19 protein-coding genes are annotated in these 14,466 nt (G+C 69.4%); 16 read left to right on the top strand and 3 right to left on the bottom strand.

The features are described 5' to 3' along the window. Nucleotides 1–5 precede the first annotated feature (5 nt). The 6 genes from ACFWPQ_RS04855 (at nucleotide 6) to ACFWPQ_RS04880 (ending at nucleotide 4,136) form a co-directional block, all read left to right on the top strand. A complete protein-coding gene (locus ACFWPQ_RS04855; RefSeq protein WP_384029958.1) occupies nucleotides 6–1,250 on the top strand; it encodes a sensor histidine kinase in 1,245 nt (414 codons plus the stop codon). Continuing rightward, nucleotides 1,247–2,005, top strand: a complete 759-nt coding sequence (locus tag ACFWPQ_RS04860) for a response regulator (RefSeq protein ID WP_384029961.1) — start codon at nucleotides 1,247–1,249, stop codon at nucleotides 2,003–2,005. The genes ACFWPQ_RS04855 and ACFWPQ_RS04860 overlap by 4 nt, the downstream gene beginning before the upstream one ends. 107 nt (nucleotides 2,006–2,112) lie before the next feature. Further along, nucleotides 2,113–2,298 carry a hypothetical protein gene (locus ACFWPQ_RS04865; protein ID WP_384029963.1) on the top strand — a complete coding sequence of 62 codons (186 nt, stop codon included), beginning with the start codon at nucleotides 2,113–2,115 and terminating at the stop codon, nucleotides 2,296–2,298. Continuing rightward, on the top strand, nucleotides 2,298–2,879 hold the full coding sequence (locus ACFWPQ_RS04870; protein WP_384030102.1) for a pilus assembly protein TadG-related protein: 582 nt from the start codon (nucleotides 2,298–2,300) through the stop codon (nucleotides 2,877–2,879). Before ACFWPQ_RS04865 ends, ACFWPQ_RS04870 begins: the two co-directional genes overlap by 1 nt. A gap of 35 nt (nucleotides 2,880–2,914) precedes the next feature. Beyond that, nucleotides 2,915–3,499 carry a hypothetical protein gene (locus ACFWPQ_RS04875; RefSeq protein ID WP_384029965.1) on the top strand — a complete coding sequence of 195 codons (585 nt, stop codon included), beginning with the start codon at nucleotides 2,915–2,917 and terminating at the stop codon, nucleotides 3,497–3,499. A gap of 7 nt (nucleotides 3,500–3,506) precedes the next feature. Next, nucleotides 3,507–4,136: an OmpA family protein gene (locus ACFWPQ_RS04880; protein ID WP_384029967.1), complete on the top strand. Its 630-nt coding sequence runs from the start codon at nucleotides 3,507–3,509 to the stop codon at nucleotides 4,134–4,136. Nucleotides 4,137–4,170: 34 nt separating this feature from the next. Here ACFWPQ_RS04880 and ACFWPQ_RS04885 read toward each other — a convergent pair whose 3' ends face one another. Together ACFWPQ_RS04885 and ACFWPQ_RS04890 are read right to left on the bottom strand one after the other, a co-directional pair. Next, entirely contained in the window at nucleotides 4,171–4,581 is a 411-nt protein-coding gene (locus tag ACFWPQ_RS04885) for a DUF192 domain-containing protein (RefSeq protein ID WP_384029969.1), read from the bottom strand. Nucleotides 4,582–4,678: 97 nt separating this feature from the next. Further along, complete coding sequence (locus tag ACFWPQ_RS04890) at nucleotides 4,679–5,128, bottom strand: hypothetical protein (protein ID WP_384029971.1); 450 nt, start codon at nucleotides 5,126–5,128, stop codon at nucleotides 4,679–4,681. Nucleotides 5,129–5,349: 221 nt separating this feature from the next. Between ACFWPQ_RS04890 and ACFWPQ_RS04895 the strand changes: the two genes are divergently transcribed. The 8 genes from ACFWPQ_RS04895 to ACFWPQ_RS04930 all read left to right on the top strand — a co-directional run bounded on the left by ACFWPQ_RS04895 (nucleotide 5,350) and on the right by ACFWPQ_RS04930 (nucleotide 11,116). Beyond that, a complete protein-coding gene (locus tag ACFWPQ_RS04895) occupies nucleotides 5,350–5,916 on the top strand; it encodes an NUDIX hydrolase (RefSeq protein ID WP_384029973.1) in 567 nt (188 codons plus the stop codon). A 22-nt stretch (nucleotides 5,917–5,938) separates the two neighbouring features. Continuing rightward, nucleotides 5,939–6,331: a hypothetical protein gene (locus tag ACFWPQ_RS04900; protein ID WP_384029975.1), complete on the top strand. Its 393-nt coding sequence runs from the start codon at nucleotides 5,939–5,941 to the stop codon at nucleotides 6,329–6,331. A 384-nt stretch (nucleotides 6,332–6,715) separates the two neighbouring features. Beyond that, nucleotides 6,716–7,039: a hypothetical protein gene (locus tag ACFWPQ_RS04905; protein WP_384029977.1), complete on the top strand. Its 324-nt coding sequence runs from the start codon at nucleotides 6,716–6,718 to the stop codon at nucleotides 7,037–7,039. Continuing rightward, on the top strand, nucleotides 7,036–8,349 hold the full coding sequence (locus ACFWPQ_RS04910) for a hypothetical protein (protein ID WP_384029979.1): 1,314 nt from the start codon (nucleotides 7,036–7,038) through the stop codon (nucleotides 8,347–8,349). The genes ACFWPQ_RS04905 and ACFWPQ_RS04910 overlap by 4 nt, the downstream gene beginning before the upstream one ends. Continuing rightward, nucleotides 8,346–8,972 carry a hypothetical protein gene (locus tag ACFWPQ_RS04915; protein ID WP_384029981.1) on the top strand — a complete coding sequence of 209 codons (627 nt, stop codon included), beginning with the start codon at nucleotides 8,346–8,348 and terminating at the stop codon, nucleotides 8,970–8,972. Before ACFWPQ_RS04910 ends, ACFWPQ_RS04915 begins: the two co-directional genes overlap by 4 nt. Nucleotide 8,973: 1 nt before the next feature. After that, complete coding sequence (locus ACFWPQ_RS04920; protein ID WP_384029983.1) at nucleotides 8,974–9,630, top strand: hypothetical protein; 657 nt, start codon at nucleotides 8,974–8,976, stop codon at nucleotides 9,628–9,630. A 57-nt stretch (nucleotides 9,631–9,687) separates the two neighbouring features. After that, complete coding sequence (locus ACFWPQ_RS04925) at nucleotides 9,688–10,566, top strand: LLM class flavin-dependent oxidoreductase (RefSeq protein WP_384029985.1); 879 nt, start codon at nucleotides 9,688–9,690, stop codon at nucleotides 10,564–10,566. 67 nt (nucleotides 10,567–10,633) lie between these two features. Then, nucleotides 10,634–11,116 (top strand): GNAT family N-acetyltransferase, encoded by a 483-nt coding sequence (locus ACFWPQ_RS04930; RefSeq protein ID WP_384029987.1) that lies wholly within the window; start codon nucleotides 10,634–10,636, stop codon nucleotides 11,114–11,116. Between the two features lie 37 nt (nucleotides 11,117–11,153). Here ACFWPQ_RS04930 and ACFWPQ_RS04935 read toward each other — a convergent pair whose 3' ends face one another. Further along, nucleotides 11,154–11,666: a DinB family protein gene (locus tag ACFWPQ_RS04935; RefSeq protein ID WP_384029989.1), complete on the bottom strand. Its 513-nt coding sequence runs from the start codon at nucleotides 11,664–11,666 to the stop codon at nucleotides 11,154–11,156. 52 nt (nucleotides 11,667–11,718) lie between these two features. Between ACFWPQ_RS04935 and ACFWPQ_RS04940 the strand changes: the two genes are divergently transcribed. Further along, nucleotides 11,719–12,519 (top strand): methyltransferase domain-containing protein, encoded by an 801-nt coding sequence (locus tag ACFWPQ_RS04940; RefSeq protein ID WP_384029991.1) that lies wholly within the window; start codon nucleotides 11,719–11,721, stop codon nucleotides 12,517–12,519. Nucleotides 12,520–13,419: 900 nt separating this feature from the next. Further along, nucleotides 13,420–14,193: an isoprenyl transferase gene (locus ACFWPQ_RS04945; protein ID WP_384029993.1), complete on the top strand. Its 774-nt coding sequence runs from the start codon at nucleotides 13,420–13,422 to the stop codon at nucleotides 14,191–14,193. Nucleotides 14,194–14,466 lie beyond the last annotated feature (273 nt).

The following is a 14,466-nucleotide window of genomic DNA, read 5'->3' on the forward strand; positions in this document are numbered from 1 at the left end:
GGACCGTGGCTACCAGGGACGTCGGAGACGCCGGCGAAGACGGCGAGGCCGTCGCAGCCGCCGGAGTCGGCGAGAGGGTGGAGATCCGGGCCCTTCAGGCGATGGGCCGCCAGGTCTTCGGCTTTCGCCTGGCGATGATCGCCGTGGCGACCCCCGCCGCCCTCCTCAACGCCACCCCCGGTCTCGGCGCCCGCCTGGTCGGCTCGGCCGTGGTCGTCACGTTCATGGTCTCGTACGTCCTCTTCCGGGACTGGCAGCGCTTCGGCCCGCTCCTCCTGCGCCACCCCACCCTCCTGGCCGCCGACACCCTCTTCGGCTCCTTCCTCCTGATCTCCGCGGGCCCCGACACCACCCTCGCGTACGTCAGCGTCTGCACCCCGCTCCTCGCCGGCCTCCTCTACAGCTGGCGCGGAGCGGCGGTCTTCGCCTCCCTCCAGTCGCTGATCCTCCTGATGGCGCAGGAAACGCTGAAGCACCACTCCGCACCGGCCGAGTCCCTCCTCCTCCCCGGCCTCTGCGTCATCACCGGCGCGATGGGCTCGGCCCTGCGCAACCTGATGCTCCGCTTCGGCGCCGCCACCGAGGCCCTGACCGAGACCCGGGCCCGCCTCGCAGCGGCGGAGGCGGCGAGTGCGGAACGCGCCCGGCTGGCCCGCGAGATGCACGACTCCGTGACCAAGACGCTGTACGGCGTGGCACTGGTCGCCGACGGCCTCGCCGCGTCGGCGGCCGCGCCCCCGGACCGTCTGGACCCGGCCCTGATCAGGGAGCAGGCGGAGCTGCTGGCGAGGGCGGCGCGCAGGGCGGCGGCGGAATCCCGCGAACTCCTGACGGACCTCCGTGCCGACACGGAGGCCGACGTACTGTCCCGACTGGAGTCGCTGACGACCGGCTTCACCGCCCGCACGGCCCTCCCCGCCCGGTACGACGGCCCTGCCACCCCGGTACCGCTCCCGCCCCCCACCGCCCGCCAGTTGCTGGGCATCGCGGCGGAGGCCCTGGAGAACGCGCACCGCCACGCGCAGGCGACGAAGGTCGACGTACGGGCGGCCGCCACCCCCACCCACCTGGTGGTGACGATCCACGACGACGGCCGGGGCCTGCCCCCGGACACGACGCTCGAAGACCTGCGCCGTACCGGCCACTTCGGCCTGCTCGGCATGACGGAACGGGCGGCGTCGGTGGGCGCCCGTATCCAACTGACCACCGACAAGGGCACGGAGGTCCGAGTGGAGGTGCCACTGACATGACCAACGACGTGACCGACGACGTGACCGACGACGCGAACGTCGAGCCGCGGGGACTGCGCGTCCTGGTGGCCGACGACAACCCGGTGATCCGGGCGGGCCTGACGGCCGTCCTCTCCGCCGCGGACGACCTCACGGTGGTGGCGGAGGCCGAGGACGGCCGCGCGGCCTACGAGGCGGCCCTGCACCACCGTCCCGACGTCATCCTCCTGGACGTCCGCATGCCCGGCGTGGACGGCATGGCGGCCCTGCCCCACCTGGTGCGGGTCGCCCCGGTCATGATGCTGACGTACAGCGACGAGACGGACCTCGTGCAGGAGGCGGTCCGGCTGGGCGCCGGGGGCTACCTGGTCCACGGCGAGTTCACGACCCAGCAGCTGACACAGGCGGTACGGGACGTGGGCGGCGGCCGCCCGCACTTCACCCCGACGGCGACGAACGCGTTGCTGGCCCACGTCAGAGGCAACGCAACTGCACACACACGACCAGAACTGCGAGCCCTACCTAATAAATCATCCCCCAACAACCTTTCGCAATTGCAACCATCCGTGGGACAGTCATCTCAGTCCCGGTTTCAACTGAGCGGCAGAGAGGCGGAGATCATGGACCTCATCGCGTCCGGCATGAACAACCAGCAGATCGCCGCCGTCTGCTTCATCAGCGAGAAGACGGTCAAGAACCACATCAACCGCATCTTCGCCAAGCTCCACACCACCACCCGCGCCCAGGCGACGGCCAAGTGGCTGGGGGTGGCCTGAGATGAACCGGGTGAACTGGGTCCGGATTTGGGTCCTGGGACCCTCCGCGGATGGGTATGTTCCGTCATACGTTACGAGGATCGGAACCGAACCCGGAGGGGAGCACCATGAGCGACCTGATGCTGAGGATGCTTGTCGCAATGCAGCGCCGTGCCGACGACCGGGGACAGACCGCGGTCGAATACCTGGGGATCATCGCGGTGGTGGTGGCGATCGTACTGGCGGTCACGGGGTCGAGTATCGGCAGTCACATCCTCGACAAAATCACCGCGCAGATCGACAAAATCGTGTGATCCACGTCCGCCGCTACGGCGATTCAGGGCAGGCCTTCCCCATCTACATCACGGTAGTGGGAGGCCTGCTCTTTCTCGCGTTCGCATATCTCGCGGTCGGCCAGGCCGCGGTGAACCGGAACGGTGCCCAGACGGCCGCCGACGCGGCAGCGCTCGCCGCGGCCATGAACACGCGTGACGAACTCGCCGACCTGTGGGTGCAGGACGTCCTCGACCCGACCAAGTGGCAGGACATATTCGACGGCCACGTGGACGTCGCGGATTCCTGCTGGCGCGCTGCCCAACTGGCGTCCCAGAACGACGCGACGGCTCAGTGCACATCCGAACCGCCACTGAGTTACAAGGTCGATGCCGAGACGAACAAGACCGTGGGCGATTCGGTCGTGCCGGGGACCGAGAACATGAGGTCGACGGCACACGCCACCGCCGTGATCGACTCTCTCTGCACGTTCACGCTGTCCGGTGGGGGCGGCGTACTGCCCGAACTCACCTGCAGGGACCGGAACTGGACCCTGGACCCGCACGACCTCACGGATCTCCCGGGTCCCGAGGACCTCTTCGACGTCCACCTGGCCGACTGACAAGCGAATCGACGAGTGACGAAGGAAGCGGAGTGATGAGCATTCGGTTCACTGCGAAGGCTCGCAGGGGGACGGTCGCGTTGGCCGTGACCGTCGGTCTTGCCCTCGGCATGGCCGGATGCGGCGGTGGAGGTGGCGACGACAGCAAGAACCCGAAGGCTTCGGCCTCCGCCTCAAAGGACAGCGGATCAAAACCGAGCGCTCAGGAAGGGCAGTCGGACACCCCCTTGGCGGAACTCCGAGGAGAGGACGGTCTGCTTCTTCAGATCACATCCGCCGACCGGGATTCGGGCGGCTTCCTCACCGTGAACGGGGTCTTCAAGAACGACGGTTCCCAGTCGATCGTGATCCCCTCCATCATTCGAGGCGACGAGACCGAAATCATCCAGCACGGTACGTCGCTCGGGGGCGCCACTCTGGTGGACTCCAAGGGCAAGAAGCGTTACTACGTGCTACGGGACACGGACGGGCGACCACTGACGACCACTGGGCTGTCCTCGATCGAGGCCGGCCAGACCATCCCCGTCTTCATGCAGTTCCCCGCCCCGCCGGCCGACACCACCGAGGTGACCCTCCAACTCCCCACCTTCTCCAGCGGCACCATCAAGATCTCCGGGTGAGGCCGAAGTGACCACACCACGCCTCCCCCTGACCCTGGGCGCCGCGACGCTTCTCGTCGTCGCGAATCTCTACGGCGCGACGACCGCCCGTGCCGACGGCGGCGACCCGAGCGTCCCCCCGGGCACGGAGCCCTCCGCCACCGCGCCCGTGAAGATCGACCCGACGGACCCCGACCTGAAGCTCCCTGAAGGCGCCACCCTCGCCGCGCCGAAGGTCCTGGACATCAAGTCGGTCGTCGAGGACCAGAGCGGTGACGAGCGCCGTACGGACACCAACACGGACGTGACGTTCGCCCTCCAGGCCGAGGTGCTGTTCAGCAAGGACAGCGCGAAGCTGAGCGAGGCGGCGAAGGCGCGGATCGCGGCGATCGCGGACGAGATCAGGAAGCAGAACCCGACCCAGGTCCGCGTCTTCGGCTTCACCGACAACCTGGGCACCTCCGCCCACGGAGACGTCCTCTCCCGCCAGCGCGCCAACGCCGTACAGGGCGTCCTGGACCAGGACCTGAACGACCCGAACATCACCTTCGACGTCCGCGGCTACGGCGAGCAGTACCCGATCGCGGACAACTCGACGGAGGAGGGAAGGAAGAAGAACCGCCGGGTGGAGGTCACGTTCCCGCGGACCGGCTCCTGAAGCCCCTACACGGCACGGCTCCCACGCCGTACCGTCAGCCGGCCCGCCCCTCCTCGACAGTCACACTCACCCTCACCCCCGCCGCCACACCCCACCCCGCCATCGCCCCGGCCTCCGCCTCCAGCACATGCCGGGAACGGAGCCGGGGCAGACCGAGACGCCCCGGCCGCATGGTGCGTACGGCGATGACCTTGAGACGGCGATCCAGATAGGCGACATCGATCGCCATCCGCATCCGAAAGGTGTGGATCCCACTGGCGGGCGACAACAGGATCGCCCCGTCAAGAGCATCACGCCCCAGCAGCCCTCTGGTACGCGCCCGGTAGGAGGCAGCGATCTCCAAGGGAACGGCCTTCACCCCATATCCATCCCCATCCCCATTCCCCTTCTCATCCCCACCACCATGCACGAGCAGCGTCCCGCGCCCGTCTCTCCACCGTGCCATCTCAGCTGCCTCCGCCCGCCCGCTGCCGCATGACGTGAACGAACGTACAGGCACGGCGACATACGGGATCCCCTTGCCGGCGAGGCCAGCCCGTCTCCTACTCGGACCGGCGGCGGACCGCCGAGAGAAGACGCCGCATGCCGATCACGTGCCCGCCCGTTCCGACGACGAGCCGTCGGTAGAGGCCCCCGGCCAGGCCCGGGAAGGCCGCCCGGCTTTCGGCGCGGAGCCGTGACTGCCCCGGACCGGCGTGTTCGAGGCGGAAGATCAGGGCGTAGGACGAGAACCGATGCCGTCCCTGGAGGACCAGTTCACGCTCCGGGACTGCGGTGACCACCCGCCAGCCGGGAACTGTCGACCCTTCGGCGAGGGGCCGTGGCCCGGACGCCGAGCGGTCGGCGCATCCCACCAGTCTGGTGTAGGCGGCCGATCCGGGGCGTGAGAAGGACCGGTCCAGTGTCTCGGTCAGAGCGCGCCAGACGTCGGCGGTCCCCGCGGCGACGACCGTCGCGTGTTCATCGAGGTACGGTAACGAAGCGATCTGCATCAAGGACTCCGTGAGGTTCGCCCAGGTCACCAGGTGGCGCGAAGAGCCGGATCCACGGCCGGACAGGCCGCTGACGAACAGATGAACATCGTGCAGAAGAAGTACAGCGGAGTGCAGCACAGGGACGGCGGTACCCACAGGGCATCCGTCGGCCGATCGTGGACGGCCGCGTCACGCGACGTCGGGCCGGACCCGCATGCGATCCCCCTAGGCTGACGCTCATGGCAGCGAAAGATCCGCAGGTCGTGGTGGACACGGGTGTCGAGATGCCCGTGCCCGCGCCGGGAGAACTCTGGACCGTCGGTGCGGTGATCCTCAATCACCGAGGAGAGGCATTCGCTCAAAAGCGTGGCCCTGAGGGGCGCCTGTTTCCCGACACCTGGGACATCGTGGGCGGACACGTCGAGCCGGGTGAATCACTCATGGCGGCGCTCGCTCGCGAGGTCGAGGAGGAGACCGGCTGGCGCCTGCGCCGTGTCCGCAAGCTGCTGGGTGTCACGTCCTGGACCGGCGACGACGGCGGCGGGCTGCGCCACGAGGCCGACTACCTGGTGGAGGTCGACGGCGATCTCGGCCGCCCTGCACTGGAGTGGACGAAGCACTCCGCCTACGACTGGTTCGGCCTGGCCGACTTTCACCTCCCTGTTGCGAGGATGCCCCGGCGTTCACGCCGGGGAGGAATCGCATCCCGGTGTCGCGGCGCGGAGCGCCGCCGCCTCTGGTCTGTGGGCGCGGAGCGTTTGTGGGGCGTTGCGGAGCCAGGGGAATGCGAACGCGTGTGCCAGTAGTCGCCGGTGGGAGTGGTGAACCGTGTCCTGGTACACGCGTACCGAGGAAGGCGCCCTCAACGTCTGGGGAGCCGTCACGGCGCTGCGCACGCATCGCAGGCTGGGCGCGTACCCGTGGCGGCTGGTGGAGTGCGAGGTCGTCGTACCCGGCACGCACGGATGGCGGCCCAGGGAGTACGACCCCGTCACGGGACGCGAGGCGAGGGTCCCCGCGATCCTCCGTATCGGGCGGGAGGTGTTGACGTCCACCCCCTTCAAACGCCACGTGAGCGTGCGGCTCACCCACGTCTGGTGCGCGGGCCCGCCCGGCCCCGGCGCCGTGGTCTCCGAACCGGGCGGCGCCAGGCCCTTCCGGCTGGCCCTGCGCAAGGACCTCACCGCATCCGCCGCCCGGGCCGACGCCGCTTCTCCGTGACCGCAGCAACGTCCCGCGCCCGTCTCGCCAGCGCCTTACGCCCACCCCTCTCATGGCTCCGCCGCAGATGCTCGCACCGGCCGTTCCACACTGCGGGCGACAGGTGAGGGAGCGACCGATGTCCCGGCCCAGGCGAGGTTTTCTCGGCCAGGTAGTGCTGTCCTGCCCGCCCGGGCGTCCGCTCTTTCCCCCATCGGGTCTGGGTATGTGTCACCCGAGCCCGTGGAAATCGTTGGGCGGTTCAAGAGACCTCTAGCCCCACCTGGAGTCCCCCGGTGAACCGCCCTGCCCGGCTTCCCACCGCCGTGCCCACCGCCTCTGCGGCCCTGCCTCCGACCGCCCGTAATTCCTCTGGCACGGAGACCGACGTGACGGGGACGGTACATGGCTGACCGTTTGAAGGTCGACGGAACCGAACTGGACAGGTTCTTCAAGGACTTGAAGAAGGCGCGGGAGTCGTTCACGGCGTTGCAGAAGGTGCTGCACGACCCGGGGGTCAGTGGCCTCGGTACGGACGACCTGGACAAGGCGTGCGACCGGTTCCAGGAGGACTGGCACTACGGGGCGAAGGAGATCGCCGAGCAGATCGGGGAGCTCACGGACATCACGAAGAAGGCGAAGGACGACTTCCACGAGGTGGATGTCGCTCTGGAGAAGGCGTTGGAGAAGGCGTTGGAGAAGGCCCGGAGCAAGGGCGGGGGCAAGTGACGGCCACGAGTCCCTACCCCTATCTCGGCTTCGATCCGGCGCCCGGCAGCACCGACCTGGTGCGGGACATCCACCGGAGGTTGTCCGACTGTGCCAAGGAGATGGAGAGGGCGCACTCCAAGGTCACGAAGCTGATGAACGGCAGCTACTGGGAGGGAGACGCGGCCGTCGCCTTCCGCGAGCAGCTGGAGGGCGGCCCGCTGCCGCTCAACCTGAAGAACGGCGCCCACTCCGCCGACAAGGCGGCGAGGCAACTGGATCTCTGGGGCACGGAGCTGGAGGAGTTCCAGCGGCGCGCGAAGAGACTCGACGGCGAGGCCAGGGACGCCCGCGAGGCGTTGCAGCGGGCGCAGGGGCACGCGGACGAGGCGGAGAGAGCCGCGGGCAAGGGCAAGGCGCACGATGGCGCCGACTCGGCCCTGCACAAGGCGAACAGCAAGGTCACGGCCGCGCAGGGGGACCTGGACGAAGTACTGAAGCGCGCCCGCTCCCTCGCCGGCGAGCACGACGAGACCGCGCGCAGGCGGGCCCGGCACATCAGCGACGCCACGCACAAGCTGGCGCCGCAGGAACCGAACGCGTGGGACAAGTTCACCGACTGGCTGGGCGACAACCTCCCCGACATCCTCAGTGCGTGTGCCGCCGTCCTGGGCGTGATCGCACTGCTGGGCCTCACGGCCGTCGCACCCTGGATGCTGTTCCTGGCGGCGGGCCTCCTCAGCGGAATGGCCTTCGGCCTGCGGGTCAGCGACCCCGAGGTCCTGGCATCGCTGGAGGACGGCCTCACCGAGGGCGAACTGGACGTCGATTTCTGGGGCAACCTGCTCGGGGTCGCGGGGGACTTCCTGGGGATGCTGCCGGGGTTGGGAGCGGTGGCGAAGGGGGCCATGAAAGCCCCCGAGCTGCTGGCTGCCACGGCGGGATCGGTCGGGGAGGTCGAGGAAGTGTTGACCCTCGGGCAGAAGATCGCCAAGGCCGGAGTCAGAGCGGCGACCTCGATCAAGACGGTGGGCGTCTCGGTGCGGACAGAGGCCTCGGCAGCCGAGGGGGCTGTGAGCCTTCTGTCTCATCCCCGTGTGTTCGGCGGACGGCTGGCGCCGATCGTCGAAAAGGTCGACAAACCGGCGACGATCCTGGGGGCCGGTACAGCCGTCTACGGTGTCGCCAGCAGTTTCGCCGGCGCCTTGGACAACGACACGGCCAAGACGGTCACCAGCCTTCTCGACGGACCGAGAACCCTGGGCGTCGACGTCCCGGCGACAGCGGGTGCGCTCCACTTCCTGCTGCGTGGCGCGGGAGAAGCGTCATGAGCGGTGTGGCTTACCTGATCGACGACTCGGCCCGGAGCGAGGACGCCGATGTCTGGTTCGCACTGCCCCCGGGATTCGTGCCACTTCCGCTCGACGAGTTGGCGGCGGCAGCGCGTGATGTCGCACAGGTGGCTGTTCCGCTGACCGCTCTCGGTCCGGTGCTCCGACTGGCCCAACTGCTTCTGGAAGCCGGCGCGGTGCATTGTTGCCTGGGTCTTCACGCCGACGACGACGGGGATGGCGGACCGTTGCTGTCTCTTTTCACGCTTGCCTGGCGTGGTACCGGCTGGGCTCCGCGCAGTGTCCTCGCGGGGCGGGCGGCCGCTTGTACGGAGGGGGCAGAGCACATCGAGACGCTGGACCTGCCGTGCGGTCCGGCCTCGCTCGTTCAGACGCGTCTGCACGAGCCACCAGAGCTGGGACTTGGCGCTCCTGGTGGACTTCTGCAGGTCACGGCCTACGTCCCGTGTCTCGACGGCCGACGCGTCGCGATCCTCTCACTGGCCACGACGGCGGTCGAGCACGCCCGGCATTACCGAGATCTGCTCAAGGACGTCGCCGGTACGGTCAGTTTCGAAGACCCGCGTCCGGAAGCGTCCGACGACGAACCCGACAAGGACTGACATGCCCCCTACGCACCACCCCGCGGCCTGGGACGATCCGGCAACCCGCCGCGCCTGGGCGAAGCTGGTCACCTGCGCGTTCTTGGGTCAGATCCTGTGGCCTGCAGCGTGGCTGGGGCTGCTGGCCTGGTACGTGACCATGTCGATGACCTGGACACTGTGGCTCTTCTTCGTTCCCCTGCTCTACTCGTTCTACCGGGCCTTTCTCCAGCCGTCCTACATCTCCTGGGCCTTCCATGCACGGCGTCTGCTGCGTGCCTATCCATGGCAGGTGTTCGAGGAACCGGAAAACGGGATCGGAAAGGTTCCAGGAGCCACCGCCGGCGACGTCTGGTTGAGCTTTCCCAACCCGGAGCGCCAGGACGAGAAGCTGCCCATGATCCTGAAGGTGCACATTCGGTCCATGTGGTGGAGACGGCGTCTCGGGCGTGGCTACACCACCGAGAAAACCAAGCAGATCAGGGAGGTGTGGTTCGCTGGTGATCCTCGCTTCGCCGCCGTCATCGCGGTTCCAGGTCCCTGTCGCTTCCATGTGGTCCAGCAGCGTCCGACGAACGAACGAGGTGTGGCCGACCTCCGTGGTGCAAGTCCGGCCGCTCTCGAACGCGCCCGTCGTGCCGGAGTACGACTACCGGACCCGAACTCCGCGACCGGGTGAACGACCCGGTGGTTGTCGGAGTTGTCGCGACCCCGGTCCCCGGGTAGGACCTCCCCCATGACATCACTCGGCGCCGTCTTCCGTCCCCAGCTTCCCCCCGAGCGGCTTCGGGACGTCGTTCGGGTTGCCGAGGGGGTGGGGCTCGAAGAGTTGTGGTTGTGGGAGGACTGTTTTCGGGAGGGTGGGATCTCCACGGCCGCGGCCGCTCTTGCCTGGTCGGAGCGGATGCGGGTCGGGGTCGGGCTGTTGCCCGTGCCGTTGCGGAACGTCGCCGTCACCGCCATGGAGGTCGCCGCGCTGCACCGGATGTTCCCGGGGCGCGCGGTCGTCGGCGTCGGGCACGGTGTGCAGGACTGGATGGGCCAGGTGGGCGCCCGCGCCGACTCCCCGCTGACCCTGCTGCGCGAGCATCTCGACGCCCTGCGCGCGCTGTTGCGCGGGGAACGGCTCACCGTCGGCGGGCGGTACGTCCACCTCGACGACGTCGCGCTCGACTGGCCGCCCGCCGGCCCGGTCGAGGTCCTCGCCGGCGCCGAGGGCCCCCGTACGCTGCGCCTCTCCGGTGCCGCCGCCGACGGGACCGTTCTCACCGCCGCGACCTCACCCGACCGCGTCCGCCGGGCCCTGCGGCTCATCGAGGAGGGGCGGCTGGCCGCGGGACGCGACGCGGGGGAGCCGCACCGGGTGGTCGTCTATCTGCTCACCGCCACCGGCCCCGACGCCCCCGCCCGGCTCCGTGCCGAACTCGCCGCGGAGGGGCTGGAGTCCGTCCCCGACCTCGGCGTCGCCGGCGACGCGGGCGCCGTCGCCAAGGCCGTGCAGCGGCTCGTGGAGGCCGGCGCGGACACCGTCATCCTCCAGCCGACGGCGGACGAGCCCGACCCCGAGGCCTTCGTGCGGTTCACCGCGGAGGAGGTCCGGCCGCTGGTGCCCTAAAGGGGTAAGGGGGGGTCCGGGAGTCGGGCGGGCGGTGTTGTCAGTGGTGGGTGCCACACTCGCCGGTATGACGACCAATGACGTTCGGCTGCGGTCCGTACAGGACGACGATCTGGAAATCTTCCTCGCGTACGAGCATGACGCGGAGGCCGTCCGGCGGTCGAGGTTCACGCCCCGGCCGCGGGAGGCCTTTCTGCGGCACTGGAGAGAGCGGGTGCTCGGGGATCCGAGCGGGCTGGTGCGGACCGTCGTCGTGGACGGGGAGGTCGCGGGGAACATCGTCGCCTGGTGGGAGGGCGAGCGCCGGTTCACCGGGTACTGGCTCGGGCGGGCCTACTGGGGGAGAGGCGTCGGCAGCCGTGCCCTCGCCCTCTTCCTCCAGGAGGAGACCGTACGGCCCCTGTTCGCCGACCCCTTCGCCGGGAACACCGCCTCCGTACGCCTCCTGGAGAAGAGCGGCTTCGTGCCGTACGACGACCCGCGGCACCCCGTGGACGAGGGGTTTGTGCTGCTGGTGCTGCGCGAGGGCGGCGCCGGGCACGCCGGCTGAATCCCCCGGCGCGTGGCCGCCGACCCCGATGGCCCGGTCACGACGTCGCGGCGGCGTGCGGATGGTCGCCCGTCGCCCCGTCGATCAGTTCCCGCACGATGTCCATGTGCCCGGCGTGCCGCGCCGTCTCCTCGATCATGTGGACGAGGACCCAGCGCAGGGAGACGGAGTGGTCCCGCCAGTCCGGGTGGCCCAGTGCCTCCAGCGGGCGTTCCGTGATCACCGTGTCGGCCGCGGCGCGGGCACGGCCGTAGAAGTCGACGATCTGGCGGGTCGTCTCATCGGGGTCGATGACCAGGTCGTCGTCGGTGCTCGGGTCGAACCACAGCGGCTCGACCTCGCCGCCGAAGCTCGCCACGAACCACGCGTACTCCACCGACGCCAGATGCTTCACCAGCCCCAGCAGGTTCGTCCCCGACGGGGTCATCGGCCGGCGGAGCTGTTCGTCGTCGAGGCCCCGCAGCTTCCACAGGACCGCGTCCCGGTGCCGGTCCAGGCTCGCGTGCAGGGTTTCCTTCTCACCGGCGGTGTACATCTCATCGGTCTTCATGGCGGGCGAAATTAGCAGCGGGCACCGACAACCCGCTGCGATTATGCGGGCCATGACAGAGCAGCGGACGCACCGCACCTTCGAGGACCTCGTCGCCGAGGGTGCCGCCGTGCCGACCGAGGGGTGGGACTTCTCCTGGTTCGAGGGGCGGGCCACCGAGGCCCGCCCGTCCTGGGGGTACGCCCGTGCGGCCGGCCGGCGCCTGGCCCGCGCCGCGGCCGCGCTCGACATCCAGACCGGCGGCGGCGAGGTGTTCGACTTCGCCCTCGGTACGGCGGCCCCGGACCGGCCCCGGCTGCTCGCCGCCACCGAGGGCTGGCCGCCGAACGTCACGAAGGCGAGCGCCCTGCTGAGCGCGCGCGGTGCCGTGGTCGTCGCCGCACCCGAGGACGCCCCGCTGCCGTTCGCCGACGAGACCTTCGACCTGGTCCTCAGCCGGCACCCGGTGCGGGCCCACTGGGCCGAGATCGCGCGCGTGCTGTGCCCGGGCGGCACCTACTTCGCGCAGCACGTCGGGCCCGCCAGCGTCTTCGAACTCGTCGAGCTCTTCCTCGGCCCGCAGCCGGAGGCCGTACGGGCCGGCCGGCACCCCGACGGCGAGCGCGCGGCGGCGGAGGCGGCCGGGCTGGAGGTCGTCGGGCTGCGGGCGGAGCGGCTGCGGATGGAGTTCCACGACATCGCGGCCGTCGTGCACTTCCTGCGGAAGGTCGTGTGGATGGTCCCGGGCTTCACGGTCGAGGAGTACGAGCCCCGACTCCGTTCCCTGCACCGGCGGATCGAGACCGAGGGCCCGTTCGTCGCGCACAGCTCGCGGCATCTCTTCGACGCCCGCAAACCGGCGCGCCGGCCGTGATCCACCGGCCTTGCAATGCCAGGCGGCGAAGAATGGCCAAGAACCGCCGTCCGGGTTTCCGGGCGTCCGACCGGCCGTAAGGCGAGCCAAGCGATCGAGGTGGGGCATGTCGTGACGTGCGGGATCGATACGGGCAAACCGTGATCTAGTTCGTGGATCTATGCATAAGTGAATGCCGATCTCTCCCGTTCATCCTCTGTCTTCACGGCGTTCTCACATCGTTACCTGTTTCGTTTCGTATCACCCGGTTGGCTCACGTAAGTTCAGACCAAGGCAATTCGCGTGAGCAAAGCTGCGCGGGCGGTACCGCGCGGTGGAGGGGGCTGCGCGGTGCCGTATCGCCCCACTCGCTCCCGTCAAGTCGCCGTTCGCGCCCGGGGTAGCCCGTCGGGGGGACGGGCGCACAACTCGCCGAGGCGTCCCCAAGATGGCCCAAACCCTCTTGATCTCCCCGTAAGCGGCTACTTTTCCTGGGATTCCGCTGTGAATCGGCCAATCGGGACCCGCGAATCCAGCGTTTCAGCCCCGTCGGGGCGTCGTCGGACGACTCCGGAGAGTAGTTGATGCGCGCTGATGCGCGCAGCATCACTTACGAAGGGTTATGGTGGAAGCCCCCCCTCGGGCCGGTCCGTCTCCCCCCCACGGACCGGCCCGTTTTTTTGTCCGCAGCTCTCACCCACTTCTCAAGCGACCTGGGCGCCACCAACCCGGGGGCGCGGGGCAGTATCGATATGCGGCTCCGCCGCGTGGGCGCGACCAGCCGTGACCTACCCGCACTCGCCAAACGGCACAAGCCCCCACCCCTATTGGGCGCCATCCCCACCGCGCCTCCCCCAACTCCCAGCGGGGTAGGCTTCGGCGGGCGGACCCCCGCATCCGAATCACGAGGGGCGGACTCAAGTGAACCTGCGCGACAAGCTGCGCGGCCTGCTCGTCAGGCTCTACGCGCGCCGGGTGGAAGGCCACCTGGACCACGCTCAGGTGCCCAAGCACATCGGCGTCATCATGGACGGCAACCGCCGCTGGGCGAAGGCCGCGGGATCCAGCACGGTGCACGGACACCGCGCCGGCGCCGAGAAGATCGAGGAGTTCCTCGGCTGGTGCTCGGAGACCGACGTCGAGGTCGTCACCCTCTGGCTGCTGTCCACGGACAACTTCGACCGCGCCAAGGAGGAGCTGGTCCCCCTCCTCGGCATCATCGAGGACGTCGTCCGCACCCTCGCCGCCGACGGCCGCTGGCGCGTCCACCACGTCGGCACCCCCGACCTGCTGCCCTCCCCGATGCAGACCGCGCTGAAGGAGGCCGAGGAGGCCACCGCGCACGTCGACGGAATACTGGTGAACGTCGCCATCGGCTACGGCGGCCGCCAGGAGATCGCCGACGCGGTCCGCTCGATGATCCTGGACGCCCACGACAAGGGCGTAGCGATGGAGGACCTCGCCGACTCCGTCACCGTCGACGCGATCGGCCGTCACCTCTACACCGGCGACCAGCCCGACCCGGACCTGGTGATCCGCACCAGCGGGGAGCAGCGGCTGTCCGGATTCATGCTCTGGCAGACCGCCCACGCCGAGTACTACTTCTGCGAGGTCTTCTGGCCCGCGTTCCGCAAGGTCGACTTCCTGCGCGCCCTGCGCGACTACGCGGCCCGGCACCGCCGCTACGGCGGGTGACGTCATCGTGACGGCGGACGTCAACACGGCATACGACCCCCACCACCGCCGCCACGCTGGATAACCCCGTCGTCACGCTGGATGACCCCACCCCGCCCATGAGGCGTAAATCACCCATATCGGGGCGCGAGTAACACGGAGTTCACTTTCCCGTCGTTGCGGACCGTGGCATGGTGGCGCATGTTCGAGGGCATAAGCCAAGCAGGTCGATGCCCGAACCACGGGCATCGGTTCTCAGTGGGCGGCTCGGGGCCGCCCGCCCGGGAGGCCCTT

The sequence above is a fragment of the Streptomyces sp. NPDC058464 genome (assembly GCF_042721035.1).
In the GTDB taxonomy this organism is placed as follows: Bacteria; Actinomycetota; Actinomycetes; order Streptomycetales; family Streptomycetaceae; genus Streptomyces.

Excerpts from the sequence above, each read along its gene's own strand:
- ACFWPQ_RS04925 (WP_384029985.1), top strand. The coding sequence starts at position 9,688 with ATGACATCACTCGGCGCCGTCTTCCGTCCCCAGCTTCCCCCCGAGCGG.
- ACFWPQ_RS04930 (WP_384029987.1), top strand. The coding sequence starts at position 10,634 with ATGACGACCAATGACGTTCGGCTGCGGTCCGTACAGGACGACGATCTG.
- ACFWPQ_RS04885 (WP_384029969.1), bottom strand. The coding sequence starts at position 4,581 with ATGGCACGGTGGAGAGACGGGCGCGGGACGCTGCTCGTGCATGGTGGT.
- ACFWPQ_RS04895 (WP_384029973.1), top strand. The coding sequence starts at position 5,350 with ATGGCAGCGAAAGATCCGCAGGTCGTGGTGGACACGGGTGTCGAGATG.
- ACFWPQ_RS04920 (WP_384029983.1), top strand. The coding sequence starts at position 8,974 with ATGCCCCCTACGCACCACCCCGCGGCCTGGGACGATCCGGCAACCCGC.
- ACFWPQ_RS04890 (WP_384029971.1), bottom strand. The coding sequence starts at position 5,128 with ATGCAGATCGCTTCGTTACCGTACCTCGATGAACACGCGACGGTCGTC.
- ACFWPQ_RS04935 (WP_384029989.1), bottom strand. The coding sequence starts at position 11,666 with ATGAAGACCGATGAGATGTACACCGCCGGTGAGAAGGAAACCCTGCAC.
- ACFWPQ_RS04915 (WP_384029981.1), top strand. The coding sequence starts at position 8,346 with ATGAGCGGTGTGGCTTACCTGATCGACGACTCGGCCCGGAGCGAGGAC.
- ACFWPQ_RS04860 (WP_384029961.1), top strand. The coding sequence starts at position 1,247 with ATGACCAACGACGTGACCGACGACGTGACCGACGACGCGAACGTCGAG.
- ACFWPQ_RS04875 (WP_384029965.1), top strand. The coding sequence starts at position 2,915 with ATGAGCATTCGGTTCACTGCGAAGGCTCGCAGGGGGACGGTCGCGTTG.
- ACFWPQ_RS04905 (WP_384029977.1), top strand. The coding sequence starts at position 6,716 with ATGGCTGACCGTTTGAAGGTCGACGGAACCGAACTGGACAGGTTCTTC.
- ACFWPQ_RS04865 (WP_384029963.1), top strand. The coding sequence starts at position 2,113 with ATGAGCGACCTGATGCTGAGGATGCTTGTCGCAATGCAGCGCCGTGCC.
- ACFWPQ_RS04940 (WP_384029991.1), top strand. The coding sequence starts at position 11,719 with ATGACAGAGCAGCGGACGCACCGCACCTTCGAGGACCTCGTCGCCGAG.